We start from the raw sequence: 14,032 nt of genomic DNA, 5'->3' as shown, positions 1-14,032 counted from the left end.
CCTGGACTGGTTGATGATCGACGCCACCACGGTGGGTGCCCACCAGCATGCCGTTGGGCAGAAAAAAGGGCCCTGCCAGCGAATGCTTAGAGTAATCGGTGGGCCGCTGGAGCGGTTGTCCAGCGGCCCGGCAAACTCCATGCGGTGGTGGATGCCTTAAGCAACCCATTAGGAATTGTTTTCAGCGTTGGGCAACAGGCCGATATCAAGCAGACCGAAGCTTTGTTGGCTAATTATGAGACAGATGCCGTAATCGCTGACCGGGGCTATGAGGCTGATTCGTTGTTGAATTGGTTGGGTAACTCGCCGACAGAAGCGGTCATAGCGGCCAAGAAGAATCGGTTCGTTGAGCGTTCGATTGACGCCAATCTGTACAAAGACCGCAACAAAGTAGAGCGTTATTTCAACAAGCTCAAGCAGTACCGTCAGTTGGCTACACGCTACGATAAGACAGCAGCGACTGTGCCGGATTCATTTACATAACGTCAGCTTTGATTTTGGTAACTTGAATGTCAACACGCCCTAGCGTATGAAGTCTATTTATAGCAGCGTTGGCAAGCCGGTGTAACGTGTGTCAAAACGCTGTTTGAGGAAATCAAAGTCCAGAGTTAAAATGGACGCTATACCATCTTTGCTGCCTTTTTAGCAAATTACCCGCGCCCTTCTTACGAGCCTACTTTACCACCTGCCCAAAAAGAACTCAGCTATTCAAGCCGTCGGCTCATTCGATTAGTAGGCCAGCCAGCCGTCGATTGGCTGGACACAGATCGTCCTTTTTTAGAATACTTACTCCATTGCAATGAATTGATTAATCAGGTGAACCAACTGAGTTTACGTTTCAAGCAACTCATGCAGAACCGTCAAGCGGAAGAGTCAGCAAACTGGTGTGCCGATGCTGAAAAGATATATGTCTTGAGTGAGTTTGTGCGCGGTATGCGTCAGGACTTTGCCGCTGTTGATGAAGTGTTTCGAGCCGAGTAGAGTAACGGTCAAACGGAAGGGCAGGTGAATCGGCTGAAGACCATCCAGCGAACCATGTATGGCAAAGCTAAATTTGATCTATTGCCCCTGCGAGTGTTGACTCGGAATTCGACGGCTTCCCCAAAGTGACGCTGAACCAGCATCTCCGAAATACATAGTGACTACCTGGACGAGATAAAATGAGAAACCCCATTGGGGAAAGACTCAGGCCTTGCTGCATGGATAATCCTGCCAAAGTCAGTTCGTCGGCAGATCCCCACCCTTCAGTCAGTGAATCGCTACAACTCCTAACGAAATCTTTGATGGACCGTTTCAGTACCCCCACTTTTGCTTCGTAAACAAACAAGTAAGGCCGAAACTCGGCTCCTGATTTTAATCAACCAATCACACTGCCAATGAACACGTTACGTCAACTTATCACCGCTGGGCTGGGTCTGGCTCTGTCAATAAGCCTGGTTTCCTGCGAGAAAGACGGTCTGCTCAACCCAACTCCGTTGAACGGCGCCCGCTTGGGAACCGAGAATGAGGAGATTTTTCCATCGACTAACCTCCCGCAAACGCACAGACTCACTAAATACGGTAACTCTAGCCTTTCGTATTCATCCGACGGCCACCTTCAAAAAGTGACCACAGCCGTCCGGGGCGGGGTGGAGTATCATACCGATTATACCTACGCTCCCGGCTCCATCCGGGCGGCCTCTTACCAAGGCCCCATTCTGGTTCGCGACGAAACCTTTACGCTCAACGCGACGGGGAGCCGCTGCACCGAATCCGTCGTAAAGACCAATACGGGTGAAACTCACTGGATTTATACCTACAACGCGAAAGGTCAGTTGTCGTCCTGCCAGAATCAGAACAGTTCTATCGGTGGCGCCACCTATACCTACGACAAAGACGGCGATTTAATTAAGGCTACGGTGGCGATCACTACAACTGAATCCATGGACATAACCTTTTCCTATGTTGTACCGACCCTGGATGATCACCACTCCTACGTAACCTACCCGCTGAACCTGAATGTTCCTATGCTGCCGGAGCACGATACGTTTTTGCCTATTTTCGGCAGGAGCAGTCTACACTTGGTGAAATGGGTATACTATAGCCCCTCGGGCTTGCCTGTCGTTGCAACACCGAGTGACCGATTCTATTCCTACATGATTCCGGGGGATGGCTATGTCGCCGACCGAACGATGTCGTATACGTTTGGCGGAAGTCCGGTCGAGAAGATCCACTATGCGTACGTGATGGCTACTATAGGCCTTCACTAGAACCGACTACCTACTCATTACTTTCAACTTTATCCCTCTGGCACGAACGCCAGAGGGATTTTCAGAACGATACGTCAGATGTCAATTATCAAACTACTTACTACGACAAACTGGGTACTGATCGGTATCTGGACATTACTGGTGTTATATGCACTGCTTCAGCCGAATGGCTCCCACGATGCCGCCGGACAGGGCGTCGAATCAACCATCAAAGGGTTGATGATTCTCAGCCTGCTTGTATTACTGGGACTGAATTGGTTACCCTACCCCTGGACAAAAAGTATGGCCTTACTGCTGGAAATTCTCATCCTGTGGCTTGTCTATTATATTCGTTCGAATTGATGAGAGACTTTTTTAACATAATCAAACTGATGTATTTTCTGGCTAGGCAATCGCTTGGGCTCCTGCTTTCTCTCCTCGGTCTAAGCATGCTGGTAGCCTGTAAAAAGGGTGGCTATCAGACAAAAGATGGCTCGGTTTATTATAAAGATTTCCGGATGCGTTCAGCTGATTACGATTCGTTTCAGGCATTGAACGCTGTTTTTGCAAAAGATAAAAGTACTGGTTATTACCGGGGCATTTCGCTTGATTCGTCAAACGGGACGAGTTTTACCGCGCTCGATGAGCATTACGCCAAGGATAATGCTTCCGTTTTTTATTGCGACAATTACCTCGATTTCAAGTTGTTTGAGACCACCAGAAAGGATAAAATCAGCCGGATTCCGGAAGCAGATGCTGGCTCATTTCGGGCGATTGCCTACGACTACGCTAAAGACAGGTTTCGCGCGTATTATAAAGAAACAGGCTTTGCGGTGGTCGATATAGCTACGTTCAAACCGCTCGACTATCCGTTTGGGCAGGATGAAAAAGTCGGCTATTTCAATTTCAAACCAATTCCCGGAAGCGATGGGCCTTCATTTGCGGTAGTAAGTACAAATTTTTCGAAAGATAAGCGGGCGGTTTATTATTCCTGGACCAGTCTGGACGGCGCCGGTGCCCCGGGCATACGGGTCATTAAGGAAGCTCAGCCCGACTCCTTCACGGCTGTTGGCTTTTATTATGCAACCGATAATCGGCACGCTTTTTACAAAGAAGATGTGCTACCAGCCGCTGACCCGTCCACCTTTAGTCAATGGGATGAAATCTACGTTGATTATGCCCATGACACCACCCATGTCTATTTTCAGAATAGCCTGATTGCCGCTGCCGACAGAGCGAGCTTTTCGATCCTGTCGTATCAGTACGCGAAAGATAATAAGGTCATTTTCTATAAAGCTGATCCGTTAAAAGAGGCCCATTTCCCGTCGTTCCGTATGCTGGAATATGGCTATGCTAGAGATACCAAACGAGTCTACTACGAAGGTAAATTACTCGAAGGGGCTGATCCGGCTTCATTTACAATGGTCACCAACGAAGCCGACCGCGACGCTGCGGATAAGACCCATTCCTATAAAACCGGTCGTCGGGTTAACCGGGAGGAGTACTAAGTAACGAGAATTCGGGATTAGAAAGGGCTCCAATGGGCCTCGGCAGCATAGCGTCGCTGGGCCGCCGATGCGGTAGAACAATTCACTCTTGCACCAGGGTTATGTACCTGACGGCACATGGCCCCTGCTGAACTCAAATCTACCTACGCTACGCTGTTAAGGGCATAAAGTGGCTGACTACAGTTTTAATCAATCCCAACTTTACGTTAAGCAGGAACCCATTCATTGACGAATACAGATGGAACTGTATCCTCTTTCAGGGTCATGGTTAGCCTGTTCCTTCCTCAAATTTACCTTCTTGTTCCCGGATCCGTTTGGAGGTAATTATACATTATTCTGATCGCTTCTTTTGAGGTTTCAATACCATGGGCTGTATTGGTTAACAGGGCTACATCCTGAAGCGACGGAATGTGCTGCTTCGCTAATCGAATGGTTTCCCCAGCAGGGAATAACAAATCTTTTTCGCCCGTAAGTAAAAATAGATCAGTCGTTAACCGATGCAATTCCTCTTTTTTGAGCGGGGCCGGGTAATCACCCCGGAACGTATGATTCTTTAAGGCATAAAGCAGATAACGGCTCATCAGGTTCCTATAATCGGATGGTATACTGTGCGTAGGCGAACAAAAAACAGCCGCGTCTAAAAACCGGTTCAAATTGCCCGGTGTAGGCCACAGCATTGGCAGGAGGTTATAGTATAGATTTCCAGGCGATGAAGAGAACGATTGGATGCCTGCCGGATTGAGCAGAAAGGCGCGGTCAATCCGGTTGGGCGAGGCTAAACATAATTTCATACAAATAAGTCCTCCCAAAGAAGCCCCGGCAATAGAGGTCTTTTGCAGGCCAAGCCCATCCAGAATCTGGGTAGCCCAACGGCCATAGTCCGTTGTTTTAAGATCTGGGCAATGCCCATCGCTTAAGCTTGGCTGACCGTTCACATCGACCAGGTAATACCGGTAAGTTTCGCGAAAAGGAAGCAGGCAATTGTCCAGATCCCAAAACAGGCCACAGGTTCGAGCACCGGGAAAGAATACTATTGGTTTAGCCGTGGACAGATGGCTGTTGGCGGCCCAGACACGCGTATTTCCGAACGTGGTTGGAATCGTAATTCGTTCGTAGGTGAATCCATTGAGTGCTTCCACCTGCTGACTCCAGCTTTCAAGAAATAAAGTTGCCTCCGCTGGATGCTTAAACGTTGATACCCGACGTGATTTCATAGCGACCACAAAGCATGATTACAGGCAAAAAAGAGAGTCTTGACGAGAAGATTGACGTAGTTATCCAGAGAAATGGGTACATCTAGGAATGGGTTACGAGCTGTTCCCGGGCGGCCTTTATCATAATAGTCGCCAGCAGGGTGTAACAGGCCACCCAGGCGTTTTTAGTTTCTTCCGTCCAGAACTTTCCCAGCCCTTGTTCAAGCGTCCAGAGTAAAGCCTCACCCACCAGATCATAATGCCGATCCTGCACACCGTAGCGAACGTGCCGCTGGGCAAGTTGGGTCAGATCGGCCACCAGGCTATCGGGTTTGTCTAGGCGTGCCACTACGTAGGCAAGCATAGTCAACAATTTACGGGACTGCTCTGGCATAGTAGTCCGGCTGAATAAAGGCCTCACTTCGGGAGCGATGGCGAAAAGCCGGTTGTAAAACAAGGAACCGACGGTTTCAGCGGGGAGGGCAGCAACCATTTCAAATGTTTTCTGCACAAGTTGGGTTTGATGGGGTGTCATGAGTAAAAAATGTATTTTGTATTGGTTACCTGGTTCGAGAATGAACGGGCAACTCGTATAAACTGATTGGAGATCAATTATTGAATCAAAATTAGTAGCGCGTCGTTGGGTGACCAAGTAAACAAAGGTGAAGGGTAGGATAGAGCCGATAAAGCGTAAGCGGTGCGCCTTTAAAGAAATTAGGTCGTTATCGGCTCCTGCATTTTCTGAGCAATAGTACTATAGAGGTTGGCCCAGGCCTGGGCAATATTTTCGTTCCAATCCCGGCCCAGACCGGATTGTAGTGTCCAAAGCAATGCTTCGCCAACGGCGTCATAATGGTCTGGCTTGACACCATATTGCTTGTGCCGTTGACCCACCAGCTCGACCTCGCGGGTAAATTCGTCGAACCGGTGAAGCTGACTAACCAGAAAACTTAACGTATCGATAAATTTTTTATACTGTGCTTCCAGAGGCCCTTTAAAGAGCGGTCTTAGTTCTGGATGGGCCATAAACAGTCGACTGTAGAAGACATCTCCCAGCAGAGCAGGATCAATGTCACGCAACAATCGCCAGGATTTTTTGACAGTGGCTATTTGTTTCTCGCTTAGCATCGGCTATGTGCATTTATTGACTAAATCTTTTCCTATTAGGACAGGGGAGGTTCTTTTTTGTGTGCTACCAGAGAGGTATTCACTACGTCGGTTGCCGCAAATCGAGCGCCGTTAAAGCGTTCGGCAGGCGGGGAGCTAAGTGCCTGTTTCAGATTATCACGTTTGGGTAAAACGTGATAATCTGAACACTAAATTGACTAGTAATGGCGCGTAATAAATGATCTGTACCGTAGGCATCAAAACTCCAGAACTGGAGGGTATCACTGCTTTCAATGTCTATCTTTATGTCTACTGATAACTGCTCAATAGTCTGATTCAACGGCTGGATAAACGCATCCGGATGGACTACCCGGTTGCTACTCAGGAACGAATAGACTTCCCGGCAGTAGTATTTATTCGCTAAAAGGTCCAAGAGCAAGGTTTCTCAACCGGGGTGCGATTTAATTTTGGCCAAAGTCGCCTGTCGGAAATCATCGGCTTGATACCGGGTCGTAAAGAGTAATAAAGCGAGGATCGAGCCCCCGGTTTATGGGCTACTTCGTCCAGATGCTGCTGATGCCAACGCTTTTCATCATCAAGTGGGGTAACCACGCTGGCTTTTGCCCGCTGCACGGAATCACGCACATAGCCAACCACCAATCCTGCCACGAAGAGGGTACTGGCTCCCAATCCAGTCCAAAACGGAATGGTAAACGCCCGGACCGCAACGGTCGATTGCCAGGCCGGGTGTAGGGATAGCAAACTCACAACCAGCCACAGCAGAGGTACCCAGAGTTGGACATACCCCAAGGCTAACCAGCGCAAAAAGTGGGGATAGGCACCCTCTGAATGCCATTTCAGTTTAAATACGACCCCGAAAAAAGTCGTTAACGCCATACATAACCAGAACGCAAAGACAAGCGCTGTGCGTGTACCCGTTTCCTGAGCCACCCAGTCAAATTCACCTTTCGAGCGAATAAGAATTGTTAAGGCAAAGCCCAACGACAGAAGAACCAGTCTTAACCCAGAGGCCACGCTACTATCGCCACCCGGTTTTATCGGTGTAAATAGGCCCAGTCCGATGTAGAATAAGGCGGTGATAGCAAAGAAAACGTAAGTGAGTAGTTGCATAAAATCCGTTTGTTGGCTAATCCGCGTTTTGTGTTTAGCCGAATGGGTTATCAAAAATGAAAGACAAACTGGAGCTGGTAAATTATTTGTGGACGAAGCGTACGCTATAGCGAATAAATGGTACGTATACCGATTTAATGGGTGATTCGGCATACGCCTTTAATTGGCGTTGGCCAAAGCACTAGGTTGCTGGAGTATGTGACAGTATTGCTGCTACGCTTCATTCCGTTTTCCCCACCACTCAACTGCTTTTTTTTGTCTATCTTACACCTTATCCTAAACTTTGAACAGCCGTTCACTCTTCTCACTTTTTCACGCCGATGAATGCCGTCATTATTGAAGATGTTAAGTTAGTAGCCAAAGAGTTAGCTTTCAAGATCGCAGAAGTTGATCCCGCTATCCGCATCCTGGAAACATTACCTTCCGTGAAGACGTCACTCAACTGGTTTGGCCGCAACGAAGAACCCGACCTGGTATTTGCCGATATCGAATTGGCCGACGGGATGAGCTTCGATATTTTTAAACAGTTCCAACTGAGTTGTCCGGTCATTTTTGTGACGGCCTACAATGAATACGCGATCCAGGCTTTTAAAGCCAACGGCATCGATTACCTGCTCAAGCCCGTTGAGCCGGCTGAATTAAGAATAGCCATCGAGAAGGCCCAGAGTCTGCATAAAAACAGGACTAATGTACCGATTGATATGCAGCAATTGTTGGCCATGTTTGGTCAGCCGGGCCTGTCCCCGAAGCCGATGCACAAAGAAACATTTTTGGGTAATTCGCGGGCGGGCTGGGTACCCGTAAAAACGACGGATATCGCTTATTTTCACTACGATTCCATTAACTTCATCGTCACCCAGGCGAATGAACGCTACCCGGTTGATTATGACACCCTGGAACAGATCGAAGACCTGCTCGACCCGGCCCGGTTTTTTCGGGCCAACCGCCAGCTCATTATCAACTGCGATACGGTTCAGTCGGTCAAGAGCGTCGAAAATGATAAGCTGATAGTTCGGTTACGGCCACCTCACCATACGGTCGATGTGCAGATCAGTCGGCATAAAGCCCCGGCCTTCAAACGTTGGCTGAACCGGTAATGATGGCTTCCTTTACCCATATCGGCTATACCAGCTGGCTGCTAACGATGTTGATTCATACTGCCTTGCGAGCGCAGCAACCGCCCCTGGTGACGTATGAATTTAACCACATCCAACAGGCCGATGGCTTATCATTTAATTATGTAAACTGTTTCTTTAAAGACCGGGATGGGTTTTTATGGATTGGCACCAATAACGGCCTGAACCGGTTTGATGGCAATCGGTTCACCATCTTTAAGCACGCCCCGGCCAACCCACACTCACTGGGTAACAACACCGTTCATGCCATCTGTCAGGACAAAGCCGGGCACCTATGGCTAGCCACGGATACCGGGATTAGTGAATTCAATCCTGAGACAGCTCAGTTTCGAACGATTTCGACGGGGCTTGGGCGTGTGTTAGGCAATTGCCAGAATGTTCTCTGCGACCGGTCGGGAACGATCTGGTTCTCCACGATTCATCATGGCTTGTTTCGCTATGATGTACGCACTGACCACTTAACCCTGTATACCCATAACCCCCAGAATCCGCGTTCTTTATCCGAAAACTTTATTTCCGGAAATGGTATGCTGGAAGACCCCTTGCGGGCCGGAATCTGGGTCGCCACCCGCCGTGATGGTGGATTGAACTATTTAGACATTGCCACGGGTGAATTCCAGAATTACCGCCATAATCCGGGAGCATTACCCATTTTTACGCCCCATTTTACAGGAGCGCTGGCGCTAGATGGCACTCAGTTGCTGTACGCTGATAATAATGAAGAGCAGATTGTTCTCTTCGATCTGAAAAGCCGTAAACTCGTTCGAACCATCAAACCCATCAGCCAGACGGGTCGCCGGGTCGATGAATTGAATTCTGTTTTTGTGGATCGCCAGCACAATATCTGGATCAGTAGCCTGAGTTACCTGATGTTTTATGTCAAGGCAGGCACTGATCAGGTCAGCGAACTGATTCATAAAGACACCCGACGCACCTCCATTGCAGGTAGCAGTTTCTGGGCAGGCTGGCAGGATGACGACGGCACCATTTGGCTGGGCACCGTCAATGGTATTTCCTACACCAATCCAAGCCGGGCGATCTACGAAGCGAATAATTTAAGCCGATGGTTCCCAACCCTTAAAACAGGGGCGCAAATCCAGAGTTTTTATGAGGACCCCGATGGTTCCTGGTGGGGCCGGGAAGAACATACCCCGGCGACACTACTGCACTACTCAGCCGAGACCGATCGTCTGGAACGATACCCGGCCCCCGGTGCTTTCTTCGCCTACGGCATTTGCGCCTACGGCCCTGATTTGTACGTGGCCAGTCCAACACACCTGCTTCGTTTTACTAAAAAGACCCGTCGATTCACCCCCATTCCGCTGCCAACTTATGTTCAGACTGACAAAATAAGAGGTGGTCGGTATCGCATGCTTCAGCAGAATGATTTACTGTGGCTTTTTTACGAAAATAAGCAAACCGTTTGTTATCAGATTTCGACGGGGCAGTGGCACCAGTATCCTATTGTCTCCAACTCAAAACACCCCAAGTTCTGGGTCAGAAATGCTCTGGTTGACCGCCACAATGCGGTGTGGCTGGAGCTTTATCCGGAAGGGTTTGCCAAATTCTCCCCCCAGACAGGGCAATTTAATCTGCAAAAAGGCCCTGCCGAAGCCGAGTTCGAGAATACGATTGCTTCGTTTACCGAAGATAAACACGGGTATTTCTGGCTGGCGACCAATGGCTATGGGCTGGCCCGCTATGATCCCCGCAGTCATAAGTATCGGTTCTGGGGTGTGCACGACGGATTAGGGGATAATCACTGCCTGGCGTCTTTACCCGATCGATACGGTAACATATGGGTAGGGTCTTATAACTTGTTTTCCATCTTTACGCCCGCTCGCAATCAGTTTCTGACCATTAGCTTGCCCTACAGTGAAGATAATCAGGAGTATTTTAATTACCTGTGGCCACTCCGGAGTGGCCATATTCTGGCTGCAATAAAGGGGTATCTCATCGAATTTAAACCAGAGATCCTCTCGCGTTTCTCCGTTAAGCCCGCTCCTGTTTTACTAAGTGGACTGGTTTCCGGCGATTCAACGTACTGGCTAAATGGTTCGACACCGTCTGTACAACTGAAGGCTTCGGACAATTCCTTTTCCGTCCAGTACTCGGTGCTGGGCCCGCTCCACGAAAAGCCATACCTATTTCGCTATAAGCTGGAAGGTTACGATACAGAGTGGAGCAAAGCCAGTTCACAAACGAGTGCGGGGTATAACAAACTGCCGGGTGGCGATTACGTATTTGCTGTAAAAGGGGTGTCAATCAACAACGTGGAAACGCCAATCCGCAAACTTACCATTCATATCGACACGGTGTTTTACCAAACAGCCGCCTTCCGGGCGCTTTTGCTATTGACCCTACTGGCCATTGCTGTTGGCCTGATTCGCTACCGGGTTGGCCAGACCGCCCGGCTCCATCACCTTCAGGTGCAGGCGACACGGCTCGAACGCGATAAAACCGAAATTCAATATCAGAACCTGATCAATCACCTCAATCCTCACTTCCTGTTCAATAGCCTTACCTCGCTCAACAGCCTGATCATCATTGACCCTAAACAGGCTTCGGGGTTCCTGCAAAAATTGTCAGCGATCTACCGCTACATTTTACAGAACAAGGAAAAAGAAACCATCAGCCTGGCCAGCGAACTAGCTTTTGTGCAACAATACATTAACCTGCAACAAGCGCAGCTTGACGACGGGTTACAAATTACTATAGACGTAGCCGCTGAATTCTTAGCCTACGAAATCGTACCCGTGACGCTTCAAAACCTCTTTGAGAACGCCATCAAACACAACACCACCGATGAGGACAACCCGCTTCGAATCCGAGTGTTTGTCCAGGATACGTATGTATGGGTGGCGAATAACCGTCAAAAAAAGCCGCTGGTCAAAACTTCGAATCAACAGGGCCTTGATAGTTTGAAAAAATTGTATGCCTACCTGAGCGACCAACCGCTGCTGATTGAGGAGACCGACACTACATTCATTGTGAAAGTGCCCTTACTTTGACCTTATTGATGTCTGCCAGTACCCTTGAGCTACTTGCATAATTCCCAGCCAATAGTGTTTGTCAATTCTCAGGCATTCGCTGCGCTGACTTACTACCTAAACATCTTTTACACCTTCCAGAATTATGCTCCAGATCACCTGAGCAGGCATCGTCTGGGCCTGCGAGGCATAAATAACGCACGGCCGGTAAGCCAGGTGAGCAGCCGTCAGACTGGCTGGGTCACAGCTAAGGGCAAAGTCGCCGTTACGCTGACGAATAATGGTAAATGAAATGAATTTGCCGGGTCGGGCCTCCACCCACTTGTAGCCAACAATCGAGGATCCATTCCTGTCTGGCTGGGAAGGAATACAAGCTTCATACCAATGGGGGGCGATTTCTCTCATACGAACTATTCTGATCAATAGCCTTACATCTATTATAGCTGGCAAGGTATCAGATCGACCAAATGCATTTTACCCTTTCGGTCATTCTGTACTGAACTAACATAGGTAGCTGTAAATTCAAGAATTGCTCCGGTGATAAGGCCGGAGCAATTTTCAACACATACGCCTGTTGTGCCTGCCGCGTTCACTAGGTGAAATGATGTGAACGCATAGGTGTATACGTGCTAGGGCTGTACGGTAATATTCACCATATCATAGGCGTATAGAGACGTTTTAGGCAACTTAATACTTTGGCCGTCATATTCTGTTTTTTGCGTCACGTAGCCCTCGGTGTCAAGCGTGTAGACGTAAGACAGATTACCCGGCACAGAACTTCCGTCAAATGAAGTATATGCTACCTGTTTTAGCAAGTGTCGGCTAGGCTTGCCGAAAATTCGCAGGTACATATCGTGCCCAGCCAACCTGGGGAGGCTCACATTCAGCGGATACTTATCATCCTGTAGAGGGTCACCCGTCGGCTTATTGTAGAAAAAGGCGATGCTTATACCGTTTGAAGGGCTGGTAGACAACATGGCCAGTCCCAAATCGCCATCTGTGTTGTAATAATAGCTCACTCCGCCCACACAACTGTTTTTGTTATAAACAGACTCCAGTCGACCCTTCGTATCGTAGTTAAACGTCCAGTGTATATCACTAGCCACCCCAACTTCCACCGATTCGGTACAGCGACCGCTGGCGTCGAGGGTAAACGTTTCGTCATGAAGGACGATCTTTCCCTGATGGGTAAACGCCCTGATCTTCCCAGGACTATAAGTGTAGTCGGTCTGGATATTCATACTGCCGCGGACGGGCGTTGTCACCGCCAGAAGCTGGCCATTGTCAGCGTACGTCAGCGTAGCCTCACCATGCCGGGTGAGTTTATGAATTTGAGGAATGCTTACAACGATGCCCTCATCTACAGCACTAAACCGGGCGCGGCTCGCCTGGTCAGGCGTGAGCAGACTATCTTTCTCGCAGGAAGTCAGGCCAATTGACAGCAATACACTCGTGCTCAAGGCAATTTGTTGAACTAAGGTTTTCATTAGTACTTTGTTGTTTTAGATAGAAAATGAATGGGAAAGAGGGACTCTGCGCAGCGTAGAGCTGAACGACCAGCTTAGTTATCAGATAACTGCACAATTTATGCTCGATCAAGGCACCAACTACACAGTACTCATCTCGTTTCGTCACGTAGCCGTCTGCGTTCACTGTACAGGTGTAGAATTTGCCGCCCAACGACAGTTTATTCGTGATTAGCTTCACCTGATGTTTGCTTGGCGTGCCAAAGATGGCTAGATACGAATCGGGAAAATCAGCAACCTCTGCATACAATCCATACCGTTCTTCAGAATTGGGCCACCTGTTGGTTGGTCATAAACGAAGGTATCATCAGCCCAGATTTTAGCGGCAAATGTACTGGGGTTCGGGTGGTAGCGAGTGGCCCGGCTTAAGTTGCCATCTGCATTGTAGCTATACTCCGTCCGGATGGCCGCATTCGATTTATCGGTTGCCGTTTGCAATTGACCCTTGGCATTGTAAGTGAAAACTACCTCTGTTTTCTCGGTCAGACTTGAATTACTATAAGTGTATTTCAGCTCTTTGTATTCAGAGCAGCGTCCGGTTGCGTCGAGCCAATACGTTCGCTCGTATAACGGACTGGTGCCAACGTGAGCTATTGCCTGAATCGAACCCAGGCTATAGGTGTAGTCCACCCGTGTATTTGTGCTGCCCCGTACATCCGCACCACGCATCGCACGTTTCAGTCGACCGCCGGGATAATACGTCAGGTTCATATCGCCATGCGTGATGAGTTTGTATACAGCTGGCCGTTTCGGCGAGAAAACATCGTTTGCCGATTGGGACGAATTCGTGGGGGGTATCGGGCGTGATCAGTTTGTCTTCCTGACAGGACATCAGGCCTAATGACAGAACGAAATCCGCAGGCAAGCAGAGCTTATTTAGTACTGAGTTCATGAATAGTATGTTGTTTTAATTATACGTGAAGCGGGTTATCGGTGCTGATATCCCTTATTGGTAATTGTAGGACAAAGGTGAGGCTATCGGTGGTTGGATATCAAAACTTTTAGTCCCATTGGTCCTGCCCGACTATTAAATAGTAGGCAACTGACGATGAGTTGTTTGATACGCATCAGCTGCCTGTCTTTAGCAATCCTATTGATATCACGTATACAATAAGCCCCCGACGCAGAACGACAGGAGGCTTTCCATAAGATAAACGTAGTGAGTACGTTGCCAATAACCGAGGTTTTTCTGAACGGCGGTTGAATAGGAGGG

Annotated in this window: 16 protein-coding genes; 8 read left to right on the top strand and 8 right to left on the bottom strand. The window is 48.7% G+C overall.

Going from position 1 to position 14,032, the window contains the following annotated elements; translation table 11 throughout:
* The first annotated feature begins 13 nt into the window (after window positions 1-13).
* The 6 genes from ACYVBJ_RS24740 (at window position 14) to ACYVBJ_RS24715 (ending at window position 3,736) form a co-directional block, all read left to right on the top strand.
* Window positions 14-160 carry a hypothetical protein gene (locus tag ACYVBJ_RS24740; RefSeq protein ID WP_460984967.1) on the top strand — a complete coding sequence of 49 codons (147 nt, stop codon included), beginning with the start codon at window positions 14-16 and terminating at the stop codon, window positions 158-160.
* Window positions 148-483 carry a transposase gene (locus tag ACYVBJ_RS24735; RefSeq protein WP_460984966.1) on the top strand — a complete coding sequence of 112 codons (336 nt, stop codon included), beginning with the start codon at window positions 148-150 and terminating at the stop codon, window positions 481-483. The genes ACYVBJ_RS24740 and ACYVBJ_RS24735 overlap by 13 nt, the downstream gene beginning before the upstream one ends.
* 366 nt (window positions 484-849) lie before the next feature.
* Window positions 850-981: a hypothetical protein gene (locus ACYVBJ_RS24730; protein ID WP_460984965.1), complete on the top strand. Its 132-nt coding sequence runs from the start codon at window positions 850-852 to the stop codon at window positions 979-981.
* A gap of 395 nt (window positions 982-1,376) precedes the next feature.
* On the top strand, window positions 1,377-2,249 hold the full coding sequence (locus ACYVBJ_RS24725; RefSeq protein WP_460984964.1) for a hypothetical protein: 873 nt from the start codon (window positions 1,377-1,379) through the stop codon (window positions 2,247-2,249).
* Between the two features lie 78 nt (window positions 2,250-2,327).
* Window positions 2,328-2,591 (top strand): hypothetical protein, encoded by a 264-nt coding sequence (locus tag ACYVBJ_RS24720; RefSeq protein WP_460984963.1) that lies wholly within the window; start codon window positions 2,328-2,330, stop codon window positions 2,589-2,591.
* A gap of 86 nt (window positions 2,592-2,677) precedes the next feature.
* On the top strand, window positions 2,678-3,736 hold the full coding sequence (locus ACYVBJ_RS24715) for a DKNYY domain-containing protein (RefSeq protein WP_460984962.1): 1,059 nt from the start codon (window positions 2,678-2,680) through the stop codon (window positions 3,734-3,736).
* A gap of 290 nt (window positions 3,737-4,026) precedes the next feature.
* Here ACYVBJ_RS24715 and ACYVBJ_RS24710 read toward each other — a convergent pair whose 3' ends face one another.
* The 5 genes from ACYVBJ_RS24710 to ACYVBJ_RS24690 form a co-directional block, all read right to left on the bottom strand.
* Window positions 4,027-4,950 carry an alpha/beta fold hydrolase gene (locus ACYVBJ_RS24710; protein WP_460984961.1) on the bottom strand — a complete coding sequence of 308 codons (924 nt, stop codon included), beginning with the start codon at window positions 4,948-4,950 and terminating at the stop codon, window positions 4,027-4,029.
* Window positions 4,951-5,032: 82 nt separating this feature from the next.
* Window positions 5,033-5,464 (bottom strand): globin family protein, encoded by a 432-nt coding sequence (locus tag ACYVBJ_RS24705; protein ID WP_460984960.1) that lies wholly within the window; start codon window positions 5,462-5,464, stop codon window positions 5,033-5,035.
* Window positions 5,465-5,643: 179 nt separating this feature from the next.
* Window positions 5,644-6,057, bottom strand: a complete 414-nt coding sequence (locus ACYVBJ_RS24700) for a globin domain-containing protein (RefSeq protein WP_460984959.1) — start codon at window positions 6,055-6,057, stop codon at window positions 5,644-5,646.
* Between the two features lie 148 nt (window positions 6,058-6,205).
* Window positions 6,206-6,469: a hypothetical protein gene (locus ACYVBJ_RS24695; protein ID WP_460984958.1), complete on the bottom strand. Its 264-nt coding sequence runs from the start codon at window positions 6,467-6,469 to the stop codon at window positions 6,206-6,208.
* The gene (locus ACYVBJ_RS24690; protein ID WP_460984957.1) at window positions 6,457-7,167 is read right to left on the bottom strand and encodes a hypothetical protein; all 711 of its coding nucleotides are present in this window, start codon (window positions 7,165-7,167) and stop codon (window positions 6,457-6,459) included. The genes ACYVBJ_RS24695 and ACYVBJ_RS24690 overlap by 13 nt, the downstream gene beginning before the upstream one ends.
* 320 nt (window positions 7,168-7,487) lie before the next feature.
* Between ACYVBJ_RS24690 and ACYVBJ_RS24685 the strand changes: the two genes are divergently transcribed.
* The gene (locus ACYVBJ_RS24685) at window positions 7,488-8,264 is read left to right on the top strand and encodes a LytR/AlgR family response regulator transcription factor (protein WP_460984956.1); all 777 of its coding nucleotides are present in this window, start codon (window positions 7,488-7,490) and stop codon (window positions 8,262-8,264) included.
* Window positions 8,264-11,314, top strand: a complete 3,051-nt coding sequence (locus tag ACYVBJ_RS24680; RefSeq protein WP_460984955.1) for a ligand-binding sensor domain-containing protein — start codon at window positions 8,264-8,266, stop codon at window positions 11,312-11,314. The genes ACYVBJ_RS24685 and ACYVBJ_RS24680 overlap by 1 nt, the downstream gene beginning before the upstream one ends.
* A 96-nt stretch (window positions 11,315-11,410) precedes the next feature.
* On the opposite strand, the gene ACYVBJ_RS24675 is transcribed toward ACYVBJ_RS24680, so the two are convergent.
* From ACYVBJ_RS24675 to ACYVBJ_RS24665, 3 genes are all read right to left on the bottom strand, one after another.
* On the bottom strand, window positions 11,411-11,698 hold the full coding sequence (locus ACYVBJ_RS24675) for a hypothetical protein (RefSeq protein ID WP_460984954.1): 288 nt from the start codon (window positions 11,696-11,698) through the stop codon (window positions 11,411-11,413).
* Between the two features lie 224 nt (window positions 11,699-11,922).
* Window positions 11,923-12,780, bottom strand: a complete 858-nt coding sequence (locus ACYVBJ_RS24670) for a hypothetical protein (RefSeq protein ID WP_460984953.1) — start codon at window positions 12,778-12,780, stop codon at window positions 11,923-11,925.
* A 249-nt stretch (window positions 12,781-13,029) separates the two neighbouring features.
* Window positions 13,030-13,530 (bottom strand): hypothetical protein, encoded by a 501-nt coding sequence (locus ACYVBJ_RS24665; RefSeq protein ID WP_460984952.1) that lies wholly within the window; start codon window positions 13,528-13,530, stop codon window positions 13,030-13,032.
* Between the last annotated feature and the right edge of the window lie 502 nt (window positions 13,531-14,032).

The organism is Spirosoma fluminis (assembly GCF_054778895.1).
Note: the sequence above shows the minus strand (reverse complement) of the source record. Positions and strands in the feature narration are given on the sequence as shown.

What these genes read in the sequence shown, in the direction of transcription:
- ACYVBJ_RS24700 (WP_460984959.1), bottom strand. Translation starts at nt 6,057, where the DNA reads ATGCTAAGCGAGAAACAAATAGCCACTGTCAAAAAATCCTGGCGATTG.
- ACYVBJ_RS24725 (WP_460984964.1), top strand. Translation starts at nt 1,377, where the DNA reads ATGAACACGTTACGTCAACTTATCACCGCTGGGCTGGGTCTGGCTCTG.
- ACYVBJ_RS24715 (WP_460984962.1), top strand. Translation starts at nt 2,678, where the DNA reads ATGCTGGTAGCCTGTAAAAAGGGTGGCTATCAGACAAAAGATGGCTCG.
- ACYVBJ_RS24710 (WP_460984961.1), bottom strand. Translation starts at nt 4,950, where the DNA reads ATGAAATCACGTCGGGTATCAACGTTTAAGCATCCAGCGGAGGCAACT.
- ACYVBJ_RS24680 (WP_460984955.1), top strand. Translation starts at nt 8,264, where the DNA reads ATGATGGCTTCCTTTACCCATATCGGCTATACCAGCTGGCTGCTAACG.
- ACYVBJ_RS24690 (WP_460984957.1), bottom strand. Translation starts at nt 7,167, where the DNA reads ATGCAACTACTCACTTACGTTTTCTTTGCTATCACCGCCTTATTCTAC.
- ACYVBJ_RS24720 (WP_460984963.1), top strand. Translation starts at nt 2,328, where the DNA reads ATGTCAATTATCAAACTACTTACTACGACAAACTGGGTACTGATCGGT.
- ACYVBJ_RS24670 (WP_460984953.1), bottom strand. Translation starts at nt 12,780, where the DNA reads ATGAAAACCTTAGTTCAACAAATTGCCTTGAGCACGAGTGTATTGCTG.
- ACYVBJ_RS24705 (WP_460984960.1), bottom strand. Translation starts at nt 5,464, where the DNA reads ATGACACCCCATCAAACCCAACTTGTGCAGAAAACATTTGAAATGGTT.
- ACYVBJ_RS24685 (WP_460984956.1), top strand. Translation starts at nt 7,488, where the DNA reads ATGAATGCCGTCATTATTGAAGATGTTAAGTTAGTAGCCAAAGAGTTA.
- ACYVBJ_RS24740 (WP_460984967.1), top strand. Translation starts at nt 14, where the DNA reads ATGATCGACGCCACCACGGTGGGTGCCCACCAGCATGCCGTTGGGCAG.
- ACYVBJ_RS24675 (WP_460984954.1), bottom strand. Translation starts at nt 11,698, where the DNA reads ATGAGAGAAATCGCCCCCCATTGGTATGAAGCTTGTATTCCTTCCCAG.
- ACYVBJ_RS24665 (WP_460984952.1), bottom strand. Translation starts at nt 13,530, where the DNA reads ATGAACCTGACGTATTATCCCGGCGGTCGACTGAAACGTGCGATGCGT.
- ACYVBJ_RS24730 (WP_460984965.1), top strand. Translation starts at nt 850, where the DNA reads ATGCAGAACCGTCAAGCGGAAGAGTCAGCAAACTGGTGTGCCGATGCT.